This is a genomic window from Variovorax sp. TLI9-5A, assembly GCF_056867935.1.
In genome coordinates, this window is sequence record NZ_CP200310.1 from 733583 (window position 1) to 747555 (window position 13973).

14 protein-coding genes are annotated in these 13973 nt (G+C 65.7%); 4 read left to right on the plus strand and 10 right to left on the minus strand.

Annotated features, from left to right (window positions below; translation table 11 throughout):
- The first annotated feature begins 135 nt into the window (after positions 1 to 135).
- Positions 136 to 2196 (plus strand): PEP/pyruvate-binding domain-containing protein, encoded by a 2061-nt coding sequence (locus AC1VNX_RS03530; RefSeq protein ID WP_483155493.1) that lies wholly within the window; start codon positions 136 to 138, stop codon positions 2194 to 2196.
- A gap of 36 nt (positions 2197 to 2232) precedes the next feature.
- Here AC1VNX_RS03530 and AC1VNX_RS03535 read toward each other — a convergent pair whose 3' ends face one another.
- The 5 genes from AC1VNX_RS03535 to AC1VNX_RS03555 all read right to left on the minus strand — a co-directional run bounded on the left by AC1VNX_RS03535 (position 2233) and on the right by AC1VNX_RS03555 (position 7366).
- Entirely contained in the window at positions 2233 to 2550 is a 318-nt protein-coding gene (locus AC1VNX_RS03535) for a DUF2645 family protein (RefSeq protein WP_483155494.1), read from the minus strand.
- A gap of 2 nt (positions 2551 to 2552) precedes the next feature.
- Complete coding sequence (locus tag AC1VNX_RS03540) at positions 2553 to 3260, minus strand: hypothetical protein (protein WP_483155495.1); 708 nt, start codon at positions 3258 to 3260, stop codon at positions 2553 to 2555.
- Between the two features lie 285 nt (positions 3261 to 3545).
- Positions 3546 to 5522 (minus strand): TRAP transporter large permease, encoded by a 1977-nt coding sequence (locus AC1VNX_RS03545; protein ID WP_483155496.1) that lies wholly within the window; start codon positions 5520 to 5522, stop codon positions 3546 to 3548.
- The gene (locus AC1VNX_RS03550) at positions 5519 to 6142 is read right to left on the minus strand and encodes a TRAP transporter small permease subunit (protein ID WP_483155497.1); all 624 of its coding nucleotides are present in this window, start codon (positions 6140 to 6142) and stop codon (positions 5519 to 5521) included. Before AC1VNX_RS03550 ends, AC1VNX_RS03545 begins: the two co-directional genes overlap by 4 nt.
- A gap of 108 nt (positions 6143 to 6250) precedes the next feature.
- The gene (locus AC1VNX_RS03555; RefSeq protein WP_301506966.1) at positions 6251 to 7366 is read right to left on the minus strand and encodes a TRAP transporter substrate-binding protein; all 1116 of its coding nucleotides are present in this window, start codon (positions 7364 to 7366) and stop codon (positions 6251 to 6253) included.
- 177 nt (positions 7367 to 7543) lie between these two features.
- On the opposite strand from AC1VNX_RS03555, the gene AC1VNX_RS03560 reads away from it, so the two are divergent.
- Positions 7544 to 7954 (plus strand): rhodanese-like domain-containing protein, encoded by a 411-nt coding sequence (locus AC1VNX_RS03560; protein ID WP_483155498.1) that lies wholly within the window; start codon positions 7544 to 7546, stop codon positions 7952 to 7954.
- Between the two features lie 40 nt (positions 7955 to 7994).
- Here AC1VNX_RS03560 and AC1VNX_RS03565 read toward each other — a convergent pair whose 3' ends face one another.
- Complete coding sequence (locus AC1VNX_RS03565; RefSeq protein WP_125952379.1) at positions 7995 to 8267, minus strand: DUF4242 domain-containing protein; 273 nt, start codon at positions 8265 to 8267, stop codon at positions 7995 to 7997.
- A 129-nt stretch (positions 8268 to 8396) separates the two neighbouring features.
- Between AC1VNX_RS03565 and AC1VNX_RS03570 the strand changes: the two genes are divergently transcribed.
- The gene (locus tag AC1VNX_RS03570) at positions 8397 to 9350 is read left to right on the plus strand and encodes an AraC family transcriptional regulator (protein ID WP_483155499.1); all 954 of its coding nucleotides are present in this window, start codon (positions 8397 to 8399) and stop codon (positions 9348 to 9350) included.
- Between the two features lie 26 nt (positions 9351 to 9376).
- Here the strand turns inward: AC1VNX_RS03570 and lysM are convergent, their stop codons facing one another.
- Positions 9377 to 9838, minus strand: a complete 462-nt coding sequence (lysM, locus tag AC1VNX_RS03575; RefSeq protein ID WP_483155500.1) for a peptidoglycan-binding protein LysM — start codon at positions 9836 to 9838, stop codon at positions 9377 to 9379.
- A 141-nt stretch (positions 9839 to 9979) separates the two neighbouring features.
- Here lysM and AC1VNX_RS03580 point away from each other — a divergent pair, with 141 nt between their 5' ends.
- Entirely contained in the window at positions 9980 to 10768 is a 789-nt protein-coding gene (locus AC1VNX_RS03580; protein ID WP_483155501.1) for a type III pantothenate kinase, read from the plus strand.
- 24 nt (positions 10769 to 10792) lie between these two features.
- Here AC1VNX_RS03580 and AC1VNX_RS03585 read toward each other — a convergent pair whose 3' ends face one another.
- Genes AC1VNX_RS03585 through AC1VNX_RS03595 form a run of 3 tightly spaced genes read right to left on the minus strand, consistent with a single transcriptional unit; the run spans position 10793 to position 13847 of the window.
- The gene (locus AC1VNX_RS03585; RefSeq protein ID WP_483155502.1) at positions 10793 to 12124 is read right to left on the minus strand and encodes a serine hydrolase domain-containing protein; all 1332 of its coding nucleotides are present in this window, start codon (positions 12122 to 12124) and stop codon (positions 10793 to 10795) included.
- A 23-nt stretch (positions 12125 to 12147) separates the two neighbouring features.
- Positions 12148 to 12963: a crotonase/enoyl-CoA hydratase family protein gene (locus AC1VNX_RS03590; protein ID WP_483155503.1), complete on the minus strand. Its 816-nt coding sequence runs from the start codon at positions 12961 to 12963 to the stop codon at positions 12148 to 12150.
- Positions 12964 to 12998: 35 nt separating this feature from the next.
- Positions 12999 to 13847, minus strand: coding sequence for a 3-hydroxybutyryl-CoA dehydrogenase (locus AC1VNX_RS03595; RefSeq protein WP_301506954.1), 849 nt, complete (start codon positions 13845 to 13847; stop codon positions 12999 to 13001).
- Positions 13848 to 13973: the final 126 nt, after the last annotated feature.

Here is a 13973-nt window from a genome sequence, read left to right on the forward strand (position 1 = left end):
GTGATTTCTCTGATCCCCGGATGGACGAAGCGGTGGTGTTGTAACGCGCGAGAATCCGCTGCCGCTGTCAGCGCCGCTCACCTGCTTGGTGAAGCGCGCGTGGACTCGGCAACCGGTTGTAAGGAGGGACACCGCATGAAAAACCAGAACAACGCACGGCCCGTGAGTGCATCGTGCTTCCAAAAAAGTAGCGCGATCGCGTTTTGCGTGGCCGCCGCCGCAGCCATGCTGGCAGCCCAGCCCGCTGCAGCCCAGCTGGCGCGCAAGCCGTCGTATTACCAGCAGCAGAACCAGCAGCAGAGCCAGCCGCTGCCCGAAGGCCCCGCCGCCCAGCTCGTGCCGCGCCCCTCGGTGCCGTCGTCGCTGCCCGCGCTGCGCAGCCAGAGCGACTTCGACCAGCTCGCCCGCGTCTACGACGCCGGCACGCCGATGCAGCTCGCGCACGTGCTGTTCGCCATCGACCGGCAGGCCAGGCCGCCACGCATGTACTACATCGACACGCCGCGCTACCAGCTGCACGTGCGCTTCCTGCGCGACACCCGGCTCGTGCCCAACACCATCAAGCGCGAGATCGACCGCAACTACCTCGTGCCCGAGCGCCGCTTCCTGTTCGGCACGCTGAGCTGGCAGCAGAACATCGGCAGCTTCACCTACGAGTTCTGGGAGGGCGACAAGCTCACCGCGCCGCTGCTGCGGCAGGCCGACCAGCAGGTCAGGGCCAGCTTCTTCGGGCCGGTGAAGTTCAAGACCAACTCCACGCTGCACGAGCGCGTGGCAAAGGAGACCGGCATCGACTTCGTGAGCCAGGAGGCGCTGATCCGCGAGCAGCCCTTCCTGCCGATGAACCTCGGCACCGCCACCGGCCGCGTGCGCATCGTGGAAGACGACTCGGGCATCAACGCCCTGCTGCCCGACGACATCGCCGTGCTGCGGCAGGTGCCCATCGGCCTGCCGCCGGTGGCGGCCGTGCTGACCGAGCGGCCCTCGACCGCGCTCTCGCACGTCAACCTGCTGGCCAAGGGCTGGGGCATTCCCAACGCCTACGTGCGCGACGCCGCCGCCGTGCTGAAGGAGCAAGCGGGCCAGTGGGTGGCGCTGAAGGTGGCGGCTTCAGGCTACCAGGTGCGCCGTCTCACGGCGGATGAAATCGCCGCGCTGCCGCCGCGCGCGGTGCGCACCGCGGCCACCGGCGCCGTGCCCGGCAGCTCGCGCGCCATCAAGCCCGACCTGCGCGAAAGCCGGCTGCTGCCGCTTGCCTCGCTGCGTGCGCGAAACAGCGCGCAGTGCGGCGTCAAGGCCGCGAACCTCGGCGCCATGCAGGCCGCGCGCATCCCCGGCACCTCGGTGCCCGACGGCTTCTGCATTCCCTTCGCGCACTATGACCGCTTCATGCGCGCCAACGGCCTGGCCGATCGCATCGCGCGCATGCAGCAGCAGCCTGGCTTCCCGAGCGATCCGAAAGTGCGCCAGAAGGCGCTGGCGCAACTGCGCGACGAGATCGTGCAGTGGCCCGTCGATGCAGCCACCGCCGCCGGCTGGCGCGCGGCCTGGCAATCGCAGCTGGGAGGAGGCGGCGTGTTCGTGCGCAGTTCGTCCAACTCCGAAGACCTGCCCGGCTTCAGCGGCGCGGGGCTCTACACCACCGTACCCAACGTCAAGACCGGCGATGCGCTCGAAGTGGCGGTAAAGAAGGTCTGGGCCTCCGTGTTCAACCCGGAGGCCTGGGAGGCCCGCAGCGCCGCCGGCTTCGGCGCCGAATCGGTACTGATGGGCGTCTTCGTGCAGACCGCCATCGACTCGACCAACGCCGGCGTGATGATCACCCGCGACCCCTTCGACGCCGGGCACCCGCACATCACCTACATCTCCGCCAAGCGCGGCATCGGCATCCGCGTGGTCGAGGGCCGCCGAGTGGCCGAGCAGGTGATGTATTCGAGCTGGTCCAAGGCCATCCAGGTGCTCAGCCGTTCGGCCGAAGACACCGCGCTGCAGCTCGACAAGGACGGCGGCGTGAAGGAAGTGCCGGTGGAAGCCGGCCGCAACGTGCTCACCGACGAACTGGTGGTGCGGCTCGCGAACGTGGGCGCCGCCGTGAAGCGCACCTTCAACGCGGTCGATCAGGATATCGAGTGGGCAACGGTGGGGGACAGGATCGTGCTGCTGCAGGCGCGGCCGTATGTGGAGAGGAGACGCTGAGACCAGGCCGCGAGCCTTCAACCTGCGATTGCCAGTTCAGCACAGCGGGTAATAAATGAAGAACCGCCATCCCCAGACAGCCAGCAAGGCAACAGCTATCCAGAGAGAGTAATGTGCTTTTTTCTTTCGGATTGACTGGACGACTGCCAAAACGAGGAGCGGAATCAAAAAGGCAAAAGAAAAAAGCCTGGCGCTGATGTCGTCATCAAGCGGCAGTCCGCAGAAAGTCAGGCCTTCGGATTTTGCGTTGGGCTCGTCGAGCATCCATTCATACTTGTTCATTGGCATGAGAAGCATGAAGGCAATACAGAAAAAGGCATACGCCGATGCAAGTGCCATACCTATTTTTTTCATCTTCAGACTTTATCCAGGAGCGTCAGAACGTGGTCGCGGTGCTCCAACATTCTGCGCCCGTATTCAGAAAACTGCCTGCCTTGGCTGCCGGGAAGGACTTTTATTGAATTTAGAAAATCACCCAATGCGCGCTCGATACCCCGGTTATAGCGAGAGCCTGCAACGATGAATTGTTCGTCCGTGAGGTTTGAAGTATCGATGCCCGGATAGTCGGAAAGAATGAGGTTTTTCAGATGCTGGGCAACGATGTTCAAATTGAATGAATCGGTCTCAAGGCATGTAATCAACTTCATTCGGTCCGAGTAGGACAACACTTCAATCGGAATCCCAAGCTCCTTGGAGGCAACCCGCAGTTGAATGCTGACCGCGCCAACTGATGTTTCTTCGGGCGGTTTGCCAAATTTGACGGGTCTTCCTGCCAGCCTTCGCTGCAATGTGCGTATTTGAAATGCCGGCCTTTTTATACCGTCGGGTTTACCACCCACCTCGGCCCAGGCGACACAGGCTAGCAGCACAGGAGGGATCCGATGCTGCTCCGCCGCACTTTTGATGCGGAATTTATTGTAAACAATCCAGCCATCTTTATAAGCTTCCAAATATGCTCGGCCGCCGCCAATTTTTTCCGATAGGGCGCGCCATTTGACGATGTCCCAACTACTCCATTTGGGATGACTAGAATTATCTGATGCACAAAACTCCCTGCCACTCATATGGTGCTCCCTTTTTTAATTGGGGCATCATAGTGAGAGCGACTATTAATTTGGCAAAATCCTGAGAAATTCTGCACGTTTGAATGTATTTATTCGATATGCGCGTGGCACGTCGAGCAATACAGAGCCTGCCGAGCGCATTTATCTCTGAAAAGCGATCGCATTGAGAGTTCAGCGGCTGTAAACCTCAATGGACGATCGGGTTCTTTATTGCCCGTACGCCCGGGTCGCACGATCAGCTGAATGAGGGGAGCACAGCATCGCCCCGCCCGCCACGACCTGCCTCTACTTGTACAGCAGCTGCGGCAGCCACAACCCGATCTGCGGCCACACGTACAGCAGCACGATCGCCAGCACCTGGATGCCCATGAAGGGCAGCATGCCCAGGAAGATCTGGTTGAGCGTCACGTGCGGCGGGCTCACGCCCTTGAGGTAGAAGGCGGCCATCGCGACCGGCGGCGACAGGAAGGCGGTCTGCAGGTTCAGCGCCACCAGCAGCCCGAAGAACAGCGGGTCGACGCCGAAGTTGTCGAGCAGCGGGATGAAGATGGGCATGAAGATCACGATGATCTCGGTCCACTCCAGCGGCCAGCCCAGCAGGAAGATGATGACCTGGCTCAGGATCAGGAACTCCACCTTGGTGAGGTTCATGCCGAGCACCCACTCCTCCACCAGCGCCTGCCCGCCGAGCAGCGCGAACGCGGCCGAGAAGATGGCCGAACCGACGAAGAGCCAGCACACCATGGCCGATGTCTTGGCCGTGAGGAACACCGACTCCTTCAGCACCGCGAGGTTGAGGCGCCTGTAGGCCGCGGCCAGCAGCATGCCGCCGAGCGCGCCCATGGCGGCCGCCTCGGTGGGCGTGGCGAGGCCCAGCACGATCGAGCCGAGCACCGAGAGAATCAGCAGGACCAGCGGGAAGAACGACGCCAGCAGCATCTTGAAGATCTCGAGCCGCGCGAAGCTCAGGAACAGGTAGAACAGCATGACGATGGCGCCGAAGATCGCGAAGGTGACCCACCACCATGTTGGCGCGGGTCGCTGCGTGGCAGCCTCCGTAGCAGCAGGGGCCGAGGGCTCTGCGGTTCCTGCGGCGGTGGGCGCGGGGGGAGCGGCTGATGAGGCACCCGGCGGCTCGGACAGCGAGCCCTGGCTCGAGGCCGTGGCCGGTGCCGACGGTTGCGTATCGTCACTGGGAGGCTCCTGCAGTCCACCTTCCTGCGGTGGCTCCTGCAACCCGCCTTCGACCGGAGGCTCCTGCAGGCCGCCGGACTCCGGCGTGCTGCTGCGCACGGCCCCGATCTCCTCGATCTCGTAGCGCGCCTGGGCTTCCACCGTCGTCGCGGCCTTGTAGCTGAAGGCGGCCAGCAGCACGAAGATCACACCCGGCATCGCGACGATGCCCAACTGCTTCAGCACATGCGAGAACGGCACGTCTGCATTGCGCCGGCCTTTCAGCAGGCCGACCAGCGCATGCGCGGCCGGGCTCTCGGCCAGCCGCTGTGACAGCGGCGGCAGCGGCACGATGCGCTCCGCCTGCGACAGAGGCGGCGCCCATTGCGGCTTGAGCCACGCGACGATGATCACGTACAGCACGTAGAGCGAGGCCAGCATCAGCCCCGGAAAGAACGCACCCGCGTACAGCTGTACCACCGACACACCCGCCGTCGCGCCGTACACGATGAGCAGCACGGAAGGCGGAATCAGGATGCCCAGGCAGCCGCCCGCGGTGATCGCGCCGGCGGCCAGCGGCACGCTGTAGCCCGCGCGCAGCATCGCTGGCAGTGCGAGCAGCCCCATCAGCGTGACCACCGCACCCACGATGCCGGTGGCCGTCGCGAAGATGGTGCAGGTCACCAGCGTGGCCACCGCGAGCGCGCCGGGCAGCCGCGCCAGCGCCAGGTGCAGGCTCTTGAACAACGACTCGATGAGGTTCGCGCGCTCCACCAGGTAGCCCATGAAGACGAAGAGCGGCACCGCGATCAGCACGTCGTTCGCCATGGTCTTGAAGGCCGACTGCACCATCAGGTCGAGCGTGCGGTGCCAGTCGCGGTCGTAGGCCAGCCAGGTGAAGAGCATGCCCATGCCCATCAGCGTGAACGCGGTGGGAAAACCCAGCATGATGGCCACCACCACCAGCGAGAGCATCAGCAGGCCGAGGTGTCCGTTGGTGATGGTGGGTGCGTTGGCCAGCACCGCCACCGCACCGACCACGATCAGCGCCATGAACGAGAGGCCGAACCAGAGTTCTCGGCGGATCATCGCGCGGCCTCCTTCGGTGCCGTCACCACGCGGTCGAGCGCGGCGATGTCCTCGTCCTTCACGTGCACCATCTCCTTGAGCTTCTCGACGTCGACTTCCTCCACGTCCTGCTCGCGCGAGGGCCAGGCGCCGTCACGGATGCAGCGCACGCAGCGGATGATCTCCACCAGCCCTTGCAGCAGCAGCGTGAAGCCCGCCAGCGGAATGACGTACTTGAACGGGTACAGCGGCAGCGGCTCGGCCGAGAAGGTCTGCTCGCGGATGGCGAGCGACTCTCCCGCGTAGACCCATCCGGCCCAGGTCAGCGCGACGATGCCGGGCAGGAAGAAGACGATGTAGAGCACCAGGTCCACCAGCGCCTGCGTGCGCGGGCGGAAGAAGCCGTAGAGCACGTCGCCGCGCACGTGGCCGTTCTTCGAGAGCGTGTAGGCGCCCGCGGTCATGAACATGGTGCCGTACAGCATGATCTGCGCGTCCAGCACCCAGGCGTGGGGTTTGTTGAGGGCGTAGCGCGAGAACACCTCCCAGCTGATCAGCAGCGTGAGCAGCAGGGCGCACCAGGCGAAGGTCTTGCCGATCCATGTGGAGAACCGGTCGACCGCCAGCAGGAAAGATTGCATCGGAACGAACTCCTCGCCGCGTCATTCGTGTCTCGCGCGGCAGCGTGGGCGCAGGCATGAAAAGAGGGCACCGCCAGGGTGCCCTCGCGTCGCATCGATCCCGTTGGCTCAGGTCTTCTTCGCCTGCCGTCCGAAGTAGTGGTTGTAGGCCATCTTGAAATCGACCGAGTAGTCGTTCTGCCACTGGCCCGCGCGCTCGGCGAAGGCGCGCTGCGAGTCGAGCACCTTCTTGAACATCGGGTTCTCGGCCGACTTCTTCGCGATGGTCTTGTCCCACGAGGCGAGCTGTGCGCGCAGCACCGCGTCGGGCGTCTTGTAGAACTTGATGCCGGACTTCTTCAGCTCCTCGTAGTCCTTCGAGTTGCGGTCGATGGCCTTCCAGCTCATCTCGGCGCTCGCGGCCTGCGTGGCGTACTCGATGATCGACTTGAGCTCGGCCGGCAGCGCCTTCAGCTTGCCGCCGTTGAAGAGCACCTCGAACTGCTCGCCGCTCTGGTGGAAGCTCTGCAGCATGCAGTTCTTGGCCACGTCGGGAAAGCCCAGCACGCGGTCGCTCGATGCGTTGTTGAACTCGGCCGCGTCGATCAAGCCGCGGTCCAGCGCGGGCACGATCTCGCCGCCGGGCAGCGGATTCACGGCCGCGCCCATGTCGGTGAACACGTCCACCGCCAGGCCCACGGTGCGGAACTTCAGGCCCTTCATGTCCTCGGCCTTGGCCACCGGCTTCTTGAACCAGCCCAGCGGCTGCGTGGGCATGGGGCCGTAGAGATAGGAGACCACGTCGAGGTTCAGGCCCTTGTAGATCTCTTCCATCAGCGCCTTGCCGCCGCCAAAGGTGTGCCAGGCCAGCACCATGTTGGCGTCCATGCCGTAGCCCGGGCCCGAGCCCCACAGCGCGAGCGCGGAGTTCTTGCCGTACCAGTACGCGACCACGCCGTGGCCGCCATCGAGCGTGCCCTTGGCCACTGCGTCCAGCAGCTGGAAGGCGGGTACCACCGAGCCGGCCGGCAGCACCTCGATCTTCAGGCGGTTGCCCGCCATGTCGTTGACCTTCCTGGCGTAGTCCTGCGCGTACTCGTGGAAGATGTCCTTCGCAGGCCAGGTGCTCTGGAAGCGAAGGGTGGTGGTCTGGGCCATGCTGACCATCGGCACGGACATGGCGCCGGCTGCCACGGCGGCGCCCTTGAGCAGCCCGCGGCGGCGGGGCATCTTGCTGTCTGTCATTTGTCTCTCTCCAAACGGTTCTGACTTGGGAAATCCCAGGCTGTCCGTCTTGGAGTTATGGTTCGACAGGCCCAAGGCGCCATCTTTGGCGCGAGGGAGCACGCAACAAACAGGGTTTTCACGAACCGGTGAAAAATTCCGGGGCATGAAAACCCGCATCGCAAGGACCGAAGAGAAATGACAGAACCCGTCGAGAACAAGGGCTATGCCGGCGACGTGACCCCCGAGCAGGCCGCGCAGTGGACCGCCAGCGGCGAAGCCGTGCTGGTCGACGTGCGCACCGACGCCGAGCGCGAATGGGTCGGCTATGTGCCCGGCGCCGTGCCGCTGGCATGGAAGCAGTGGCCCGGCATGGTGATGAACCCGGCCTTCGACGAAGGCGTGCGCGCCGCGGCCGAAGGCGGAAAGAAGCTGGTGCTGCTGTGCCGCAGCGGTGTGCGCTCCATCGCCGCAGCGAAGCGTGCGACCGAACTAGGCGTGGAGGCCTACAACATCCTCGAAGGCTTCGAGGGCAACCCGGACGAGCAGGGGCATCGCGGGTTGATCGGCGGCTGGCGCAAGCGCGGTCTCCCCTGGCGGCAGAACTAGGGCCGCCTCGCGCACGCCACCGCCTGCTCGCTTGCTCGTTTCACTCGGCCGTGGCCGGGTCGATCACGCTGTACACGCGATCCACGCGGTTGGCGGGGAAGCCGCCGAGCTCCGCGTGCCGGCGCACCAGTGCCTCGTCGGTGGCCTGGTAGACGCAGTAGACCCGGTCGTCGGTCACGTAGCTGTGGATCCACTGGATGTCGGTGCCCATGCTGCTGAGCACGCCGCAGGACTTCTGCGAGATGGCTTTCAGGTCCGACGGGGTGAGCTTGCCGGCACCGGGGATGTCTCGCTCGATAACGAATTTGGGCATGGCGGTACTCCTGTCTAGAATCGGTCGAAGGCGACCAGGACCTATGGTGCCGACGCGAAGCCGCCCCGTATTGCCCGCTGCGCCTGACTTATTGACCGAAACCCCGCCCTCGCTTGCCGGGAGGTGACCATGGATGTCTTGTCGGACGTGCTGCGGACCATCCGCCTGGAGGGCGCGCTGTTCCTCAACGGGGACATGTATGCACCCTGGTGTTTCAAGGTACCCAAGGGTAGGGACATCGCGCAAATGCTCAAGCCCGGCGCGCAGCGGCTGGCCATCTGCCACCTCGTACTGCAAGGCGAGTGCTGGGCCCAGGTCGACGACGGACAGCCGATCCGCGCATGTGCCGGCGAAGTGATCGCCGTGCCGCATGGCGACTCTCATGTACTGGGCAGCGGTCTGCACCAGGCAGCGGTGGACATGCGGCATGTGGTGAGCCCGAAGGCGCCCGAGCTGGAGCGCATCCGCTACGGCGGCAACGGCGAGCGCACCGTGCTCGTGTGCAGCTGGTTCGCATACGAGGGCGATGCGCCAAATCCCGTCATGGCGAACATTCCGCCCCTGTTCACCACGTCGCTGCGCAGCAGGCCGGCGGGCCCGTGGATCGAACAGTCCGTCAACTTCGTGCTGGGCGACGCGGTTTCGCACTCGCCCGGTTCGGAGATGGTCGCCGCCAAGGTGGCGGAAGTGCTGTTCGCCGAAGTGCTACGTGGCTACATCGAGTCCGCGCCCGCCAACAACCCCGGCTGGCTGGCGGGCCTGCGCGACCCCCACGTGAGCCGCTGCCTGGCGCTGATGCACGCCGAACCCGCCCGCAACTGGACGGTCGATGAACTGGCGCAGGAAACCCACACTTCGCGCAGCGTGCTGGCGGACCGTTTCACCGAACTGGTGGGCGCGCCGCCCATGCACTACCTGGCGCGCTGGCGCATGATCCTGGCGGCCGGCATGCTGCGCAAGGACCAGTGCAACCTCGCGCGCATTGCCGAAGGTGTCGGCTACGAGTCGGAGGCCGCATTCAACCGCGCATTCAAGCGCGAGTACGGCGTGTCGCCTGGTGCCTGGCGACACAACGGCGCGTAGCCGCGTGCCGCAGAGACATCGGAGCTTCAGATCGCCGGAATGCGCAGCTTCTGCCCCGGATAGATCTTGTCCGGATGCGACAGCATCGGCTTGTTCGCCTCGAATATCACGTTGTACTTGTTGGCGTCGCCGTAGTACTTCTTCGAGATGGCCGAGAGCGTGTCGCCGCGCACCACGTCGTGGTACTGGGCGGGCGGCGCGGCCGGGGCCACGAGGTTGTTCTCCACGCTGGTCACGTTCGCCACGTTGCCGGCTGCGAGCGATGCCTTCTCGCTGGCCTCCTGCGAAGGCGCCTGTCCTGCGAGGGTGACCACGCCGGTTGCGGCGGTGTAGGTCACTTCCAGGCCCGTGAGGCCGAGGTTCTGCGTCTCGATGTAGGTCTTGATGGCGGCAGCGGCCGCCTGGTTGGCGTCGGGCGTGGCGGCCTGCGCCGACGAGCCGCCGAACAGCTTTTCACCAGCCTCCTTGATGAAACTCAGCAATCCCATGGTTCTCTCCTTGTGCGGTGGTGAATGAATGATGGAACTGGCGAATTTAGCGGTGGAACTCCGGCGGCCGGCGTAGGCCCATGCCGCGTGTGTCAACGACGTGCCAGCAGAAATAGACACAAAGTCGCAATAATCCCGCGCATGTCATCCCCCTTCCTCGCCATCGACATCGGCAACACCCGCCTCAAGTGGGCGCTCTACGACTCGGCCCGCCCCGGTGCCGCGTTGCAGGCGCAGGGCGCCGAATTCCTCGACCACATCGAACGGCTGGCCGACGGCCCGTGGGCCGACCTGCCTTCGCCCGGCTCGATGCTGGGCTGCGTGGTGGCCGGCGACGCGGTGCGGCGCCGCGCCGAGGAGCAGATCGTCGAGCGCTTCGACTGCACGCCGCGCTGGGTGATGTCGAGCGCGGGCGAGGCCGGCATCATCAACGGCTACGACCACCCCACGCGCCTGGGCGCCGATCGCTTCGTGGCGATGATCGGCGCGCGCCACCGCATGCTGGCTGCGGCGAAGCCGGGGCAGCCGCCTCGGCCGATGGTGGTGGTGCTGATCGGCACGGCCGTGACGGTCGAGGCCATCGACGCCGACGGCAAGTTTCTCGGCGGCCTGATCCTGCCGGGCCACGGCATCATGCTGCGCGCGCTCGAGTCGGGCACGGCGGGCCTGCACGTGCCCACCGGCGAGGTGCGCGAGTTCCCGACCAACACCAGCGACGCGCTGACCAGCGGCGGCACCTACGCCATCGCGGGTGCAGTGGAGCGCATGGTGCAGCACGTGCGCTCGCACTGCGGCGTGGAGCCGGCCTGCTACATGACAGGCGGTGCGGGCTGGAAGATGGCGCCCGTGATGAATGGGCACTTCGAGCTGGTCGAGAGCCTCATCATGGACGGGCTCCTGGTGATCGCCCGCGAGCGGGCTTCGAACTAGATAGAGGCGAAGAGGCTCAGGGGCTCAGGGGCGCATCAGCGCCTCGGCCATCGCCTGGAACGCCGGCAGCGTGAGCGGATCGTTCGCGCCGTTGGCCGCCACCGGGTGTGCCGCGTAGCGCACGATCACCATCTCGGCCTTCGGGTCCACGTAGATGCTCTGGCCGTGGATGCCGCGCGCCATGTACGCGCCGTGCGGGTTGTGCGACACCCACCACATGTCGCGGTACGACCAGCCCTTGAGCAGCGGATAGCCGGCCTTCACGAACTTCGCCGGGTCGCCTCCGCGCTGGATGTCGTCGACCACCGCCTTCGGAATGGCCTGCTGCCCGTTGGAGGCGCGTCCGCCGTTGCGCATGGTCTCGCCAAAGCGCGCAAGGTCGCGCAGCACGGTGTTCAGGCCGCCGCCGCCCGACTCGGTGCCGATGCGGTCGACCATGAAGTAGGCGTCCTGCTCGGCGCCGATGCGGCGCCAGATCTTCTCGCTCAGCAGGTCGGCCAGCGACTGGTTGCTGGCGCGGCGAACGATCCAGGCCAGCACCTCGGCGTTGACCGTCTTGTAGGCGAAGGCGTCGCCGTGCTCGCCTTCCTTCTTCAGCGTGACGAGGAATTCGTAGAACGACTTCGGGCCGGTGTAGTTCGCGCCTTGCGTGAGCATGCCGCCGGCACGCGCGTAGTCCCAGATTTCTGCCTTGGGGTCGGCGTAGTTCTCGGAGTAGTGCACGCCCACGGTCATGTCCATCACCTGGCGCACGGTGGCGTCGCCGTAGGCCGTGTCCTTGAGCTCGGGGATGTATTTGGTGACCGGCGCGGCCGGGTCCAGCTTGCCTTCGTCCGCGAGGATGGCCGCCAGCGTGCCCACGAAGGACTTGGTGACCGACATCGCGATGTGCGGGCGCTCGGGCGTGAGCGCGCCGAAGTACTTCTCGTAGACCACCTTGCCGCGATGCATCACCAGGATGCCGTCGGTGTAGGTGCCCGAGATCATCTGGGCGAAGTTCAGCGTCTGCTCGCCGCCCAGGGGCTTGAAGGTGACGGCCTCGACGTCGAAGCGCGCCGGCGCCGAAGGCAGCGGGCTGGCCGCGCCGCCGCCGCGCCACACGTTGGCGGTAGGCACCGTCTCGCGCACGTGCGAGAAGCTCCAGCGCGTGCGCGGAAACACGCCGCCGGCCGGGTTGTCGAAGGTGATGAGCTTGTCGGGCGGGGGCGGAAAGCCCTTCATCCAGCCCATGGCGTCGACCGAGGTGGCGGCAGGGTCGGGCAGCGCGGCAGGCGTGGGCGTCTGTGCGGAAGTGGTGTTCACGGCGAGCAGGGTGAAGGCGGCGGCGAGCGCCGTGCGTGCTGGAGAAAGAGGCATCTTGTCGTTCTCGGTGAAAGGGATCAACGGCCGCTGAAGCGTGCCGGACGGCGTTCGATGAAGGAGCGCACGCCCTCGGCGGCATCCTCGCTGTTCGACAGGCGCTTCTGTGTCTCGATGAATTCCGACACGGCGGCCAGCGGGCCCTGTTCCACGGCCTTGATCACGTTCAGCCGCGTGGCCACCACCGCCAGTGGCGCCTGCGCCGCGATGCGCTGCGCGATGGCCAGCGCCGCGTCGAGCTCCTGCCCGGCCGGCACCACCTTCTGCACGAAGTTGAGGCGATAGGCTTCGGCGCTGTCGAACTCGTCGGCCGTGAGCAGGTGCAGCATCGCGTTGCCCACGCCCGCGCGCTCGGCCATGCGCAGCGTCGCGCCGCCCGTGGCCATGATGCCGCGCTGCACTTCCATCTGCGAGAAGCGGCAGTTGTCGGCCGCCACCACGATGTCCGCGCCCAGCATCAGCTCGATGCCCACCGTGAAGCAGATGCCCTTGACCGCCACCACCATCGGCTTGGTGCGGCGGCGGTAGTCGGGCAGGCCGAAGTCGTGCGGCTCCACCAGGCCGGCGGGAATGGCCTTCTCGCCGCGCTTCATGTACTCGGTGACCGCGGGCAGGTCGAGGCCTGCCGTGAAGTGGTCGCCGAAGGCATGCAGCACGCCCACGCGCAGGCTCGGATCGTCGTCCAGCCGGGTGTAGGCCTCGGCCAGCTGCTTGAACATCGGCGGCGTCCAGCCGTTGCGCTTGGCGGGGCGGTTGATGCCGATCAGCAGCACGTGGTCGAGCACCTGGGTGTCGATGCAGCCTTCGGCCGGTGGGGTGGTGGGCGTGGCGGTCATGGCGTTGTTGTCTCCTTGTTTTTGTTTTCGCCGGATCAGTACGTGTAGACGCCGCGGCCGGTCTTGCGGCCGAGCTGGCCGGCCGCCACCATTTCCTTCAGCAGCGGGCAGGGGCGGTACTTGGAGTCGCCGAACTGCTCCAGGTACACCTCCATCACGGCCAGGCACACGTCCAGGCCGATCATGTCGGCCAGCGCCAGCGGGCCGATGGGCTGGTTGCAACCCAGCTTCATGCCGGCGTCGATGTCTTCCGCCGTGGCGATGCCCTCGGACAGCACGAAGAAGGCCTCGTTGATCATCGGCACCAGGATGCGGTTGACCACGAAGCCTGGCGCGTTCTTCACCGTGATGGGCGACTTGCCCAGGCGCTCGGCCAGTTCCTTCACCGTGTCGTGCGTGGCGTCGCTCGTGAGGTAGCCGCGAATGAGCTCCACCAGCGCCATCATCGGCACCGGGTTGAAGAAGTGCATGCCGATGAAGCGGTCTGCGCGCGAGGTGGCGGCAGCCAGCTGCGTGATCGAGATCGACGAGGTGTTGGAGGCGATGATCACCTCGGGCGCGAGCATCTCGTCGACCTGCTTGAGGATCTTGAGCTTGAGCGCGTGGTTCTCGGTGGCGGCCTCGATGACCAGCTGGGCGCTCTTCAGGTCTTCGTAGTTCGTCGAGCCCTTGATGAGCGCCAGCGCGGCGGTCTTCTGCTCGGCGGTGAGCTTTTCCTTCTTGATCAGGCGGTCGAGGCTGCCCGACACCGTGGCCAGGCCCTTGTCGACCGCTGCCTGGGCGATGTCGACCATCACCACGTTCACGCCGGCCACCGCGCAGGCCTGCGCGATGCCGTTGCCCATCGTTCCGGCGCCGATGATGCCTACAGTCTGGATAGCCATGAGAGAACTCCTTGGGGAAAGCAAAAAGAAAGGGGGAACGCGCGGCTGGCGCCACGGCAAAGACATCGATTGTGAATCAGCCCCGCGCCCGGGCCGTTCCCGCGTGCGACACCGCCGGCTGCCGGT

Excerpts from the sequence above, each read along its gene's own strand:
- AC1VNX_RS03545 (WP_483155496.1), bottom strand. The coding sequence starts at position 5,522 with ATGATCCGCCGAGAACTCTGGTTCGGCCTCTCGTTCATGGCGCTGATC.
- AC1VNX_RS03550 (WP_483155497.1), bottom strand. The coding sequence starts at position 6,142 with ATGCAATCTTTCCTGCTGGCGGTCGACCGGTTCTCCACATGGATCGGC.
- AC1VNX_RS03580 (WP_483155501.1), top strand. The coding sequence starts at position 9,980 with ATGTCATCCCCCTTCCTCGCCATCGACATCGGCAACACCCGCCTCAAG.
- AC1VNX_RS03530 (WP_483155493.1), top strand. The coding sequence starts at position 136 with ATGAAAAACCAGAACAACGCACGGCCCGTGAGTGCATCGTGCTTCCAA.
- AC1VNX_RS03565 (WP_125952379.1), bottom strand. The coding sequence starts at position 8,267 with ATGCCCAAATTCGTTATCGAGCGAGACATCCCCGGTGCCGGCAAGCTC.
- lysM (WP_483155500.1), bottom strand. The coding sequence starts at position 9,838 with ATGGGATTGCTGAGTTTCATCAAGGAGGCTGGTGAAAAGCTGTTCGGC.
- AC1VNX_RS03535 (WP_483155494.1), bottom strand. The coding sequence starts at position 2,550 with ATGAAAAAAATAGGTATGGCACTTGCATCGGCGTATGCCTTTTTCTGT.
- AC1VNX_RS03585 (WP_483155502.1), bottom strand. The coding sequence starts at position 12,124 with ATGCCTCTTTCTCCAGCACGCACGGCGCTCGCCGCCGCCTTCACCCTG.
- AC1VNX_RS03590 (WP_483155503.1), bottom strand. The coding sequence starts at position 12,963 with ATGACCGCCACGCCCACCACCCCACCGGCCGAAGGCTGCATCGACACC.
- AC1VNX_RS03570 (WP_483155499.1), top strand. The coding sequence starts at position 8,397 with ATGGATGTCTTGTCGGACGTGCTGCGGACCATCCGCCTGGAGGGCGCG.
- AC1VNX_RS03555 (WP_301506966.1), bottom strand. The coding sequence starts at position 7,366 with ATGACAGACAGCAAGATGCCCCGCCGCCGCGGGCTGCTCAAGGGCGCC.
- AC1VNX_RS03595 (WP_301506954.1), bottom strand. The coding sequence starts at position 13,847 with ATGGCTATCCAGACTGTAGGCATCATCGGCGCCGGAACGATGGGCAAC.
- AC1VNX_RS03540 (WP_483155495.1), bottom strand. The coding sequence starts at position 3,260 with ATGAGTGGCAGGGAGTTTTGTGCATCAGATAATTCTAGTCATCCCAAA.
- AC1VNX_RS03560 (WP_483155498.1), top strand. The coding sequence starts at position 7,544 with ATGACAGAACCCGTCGAGAACAAGGGCTATGCCGGCGACGTGACCCCC.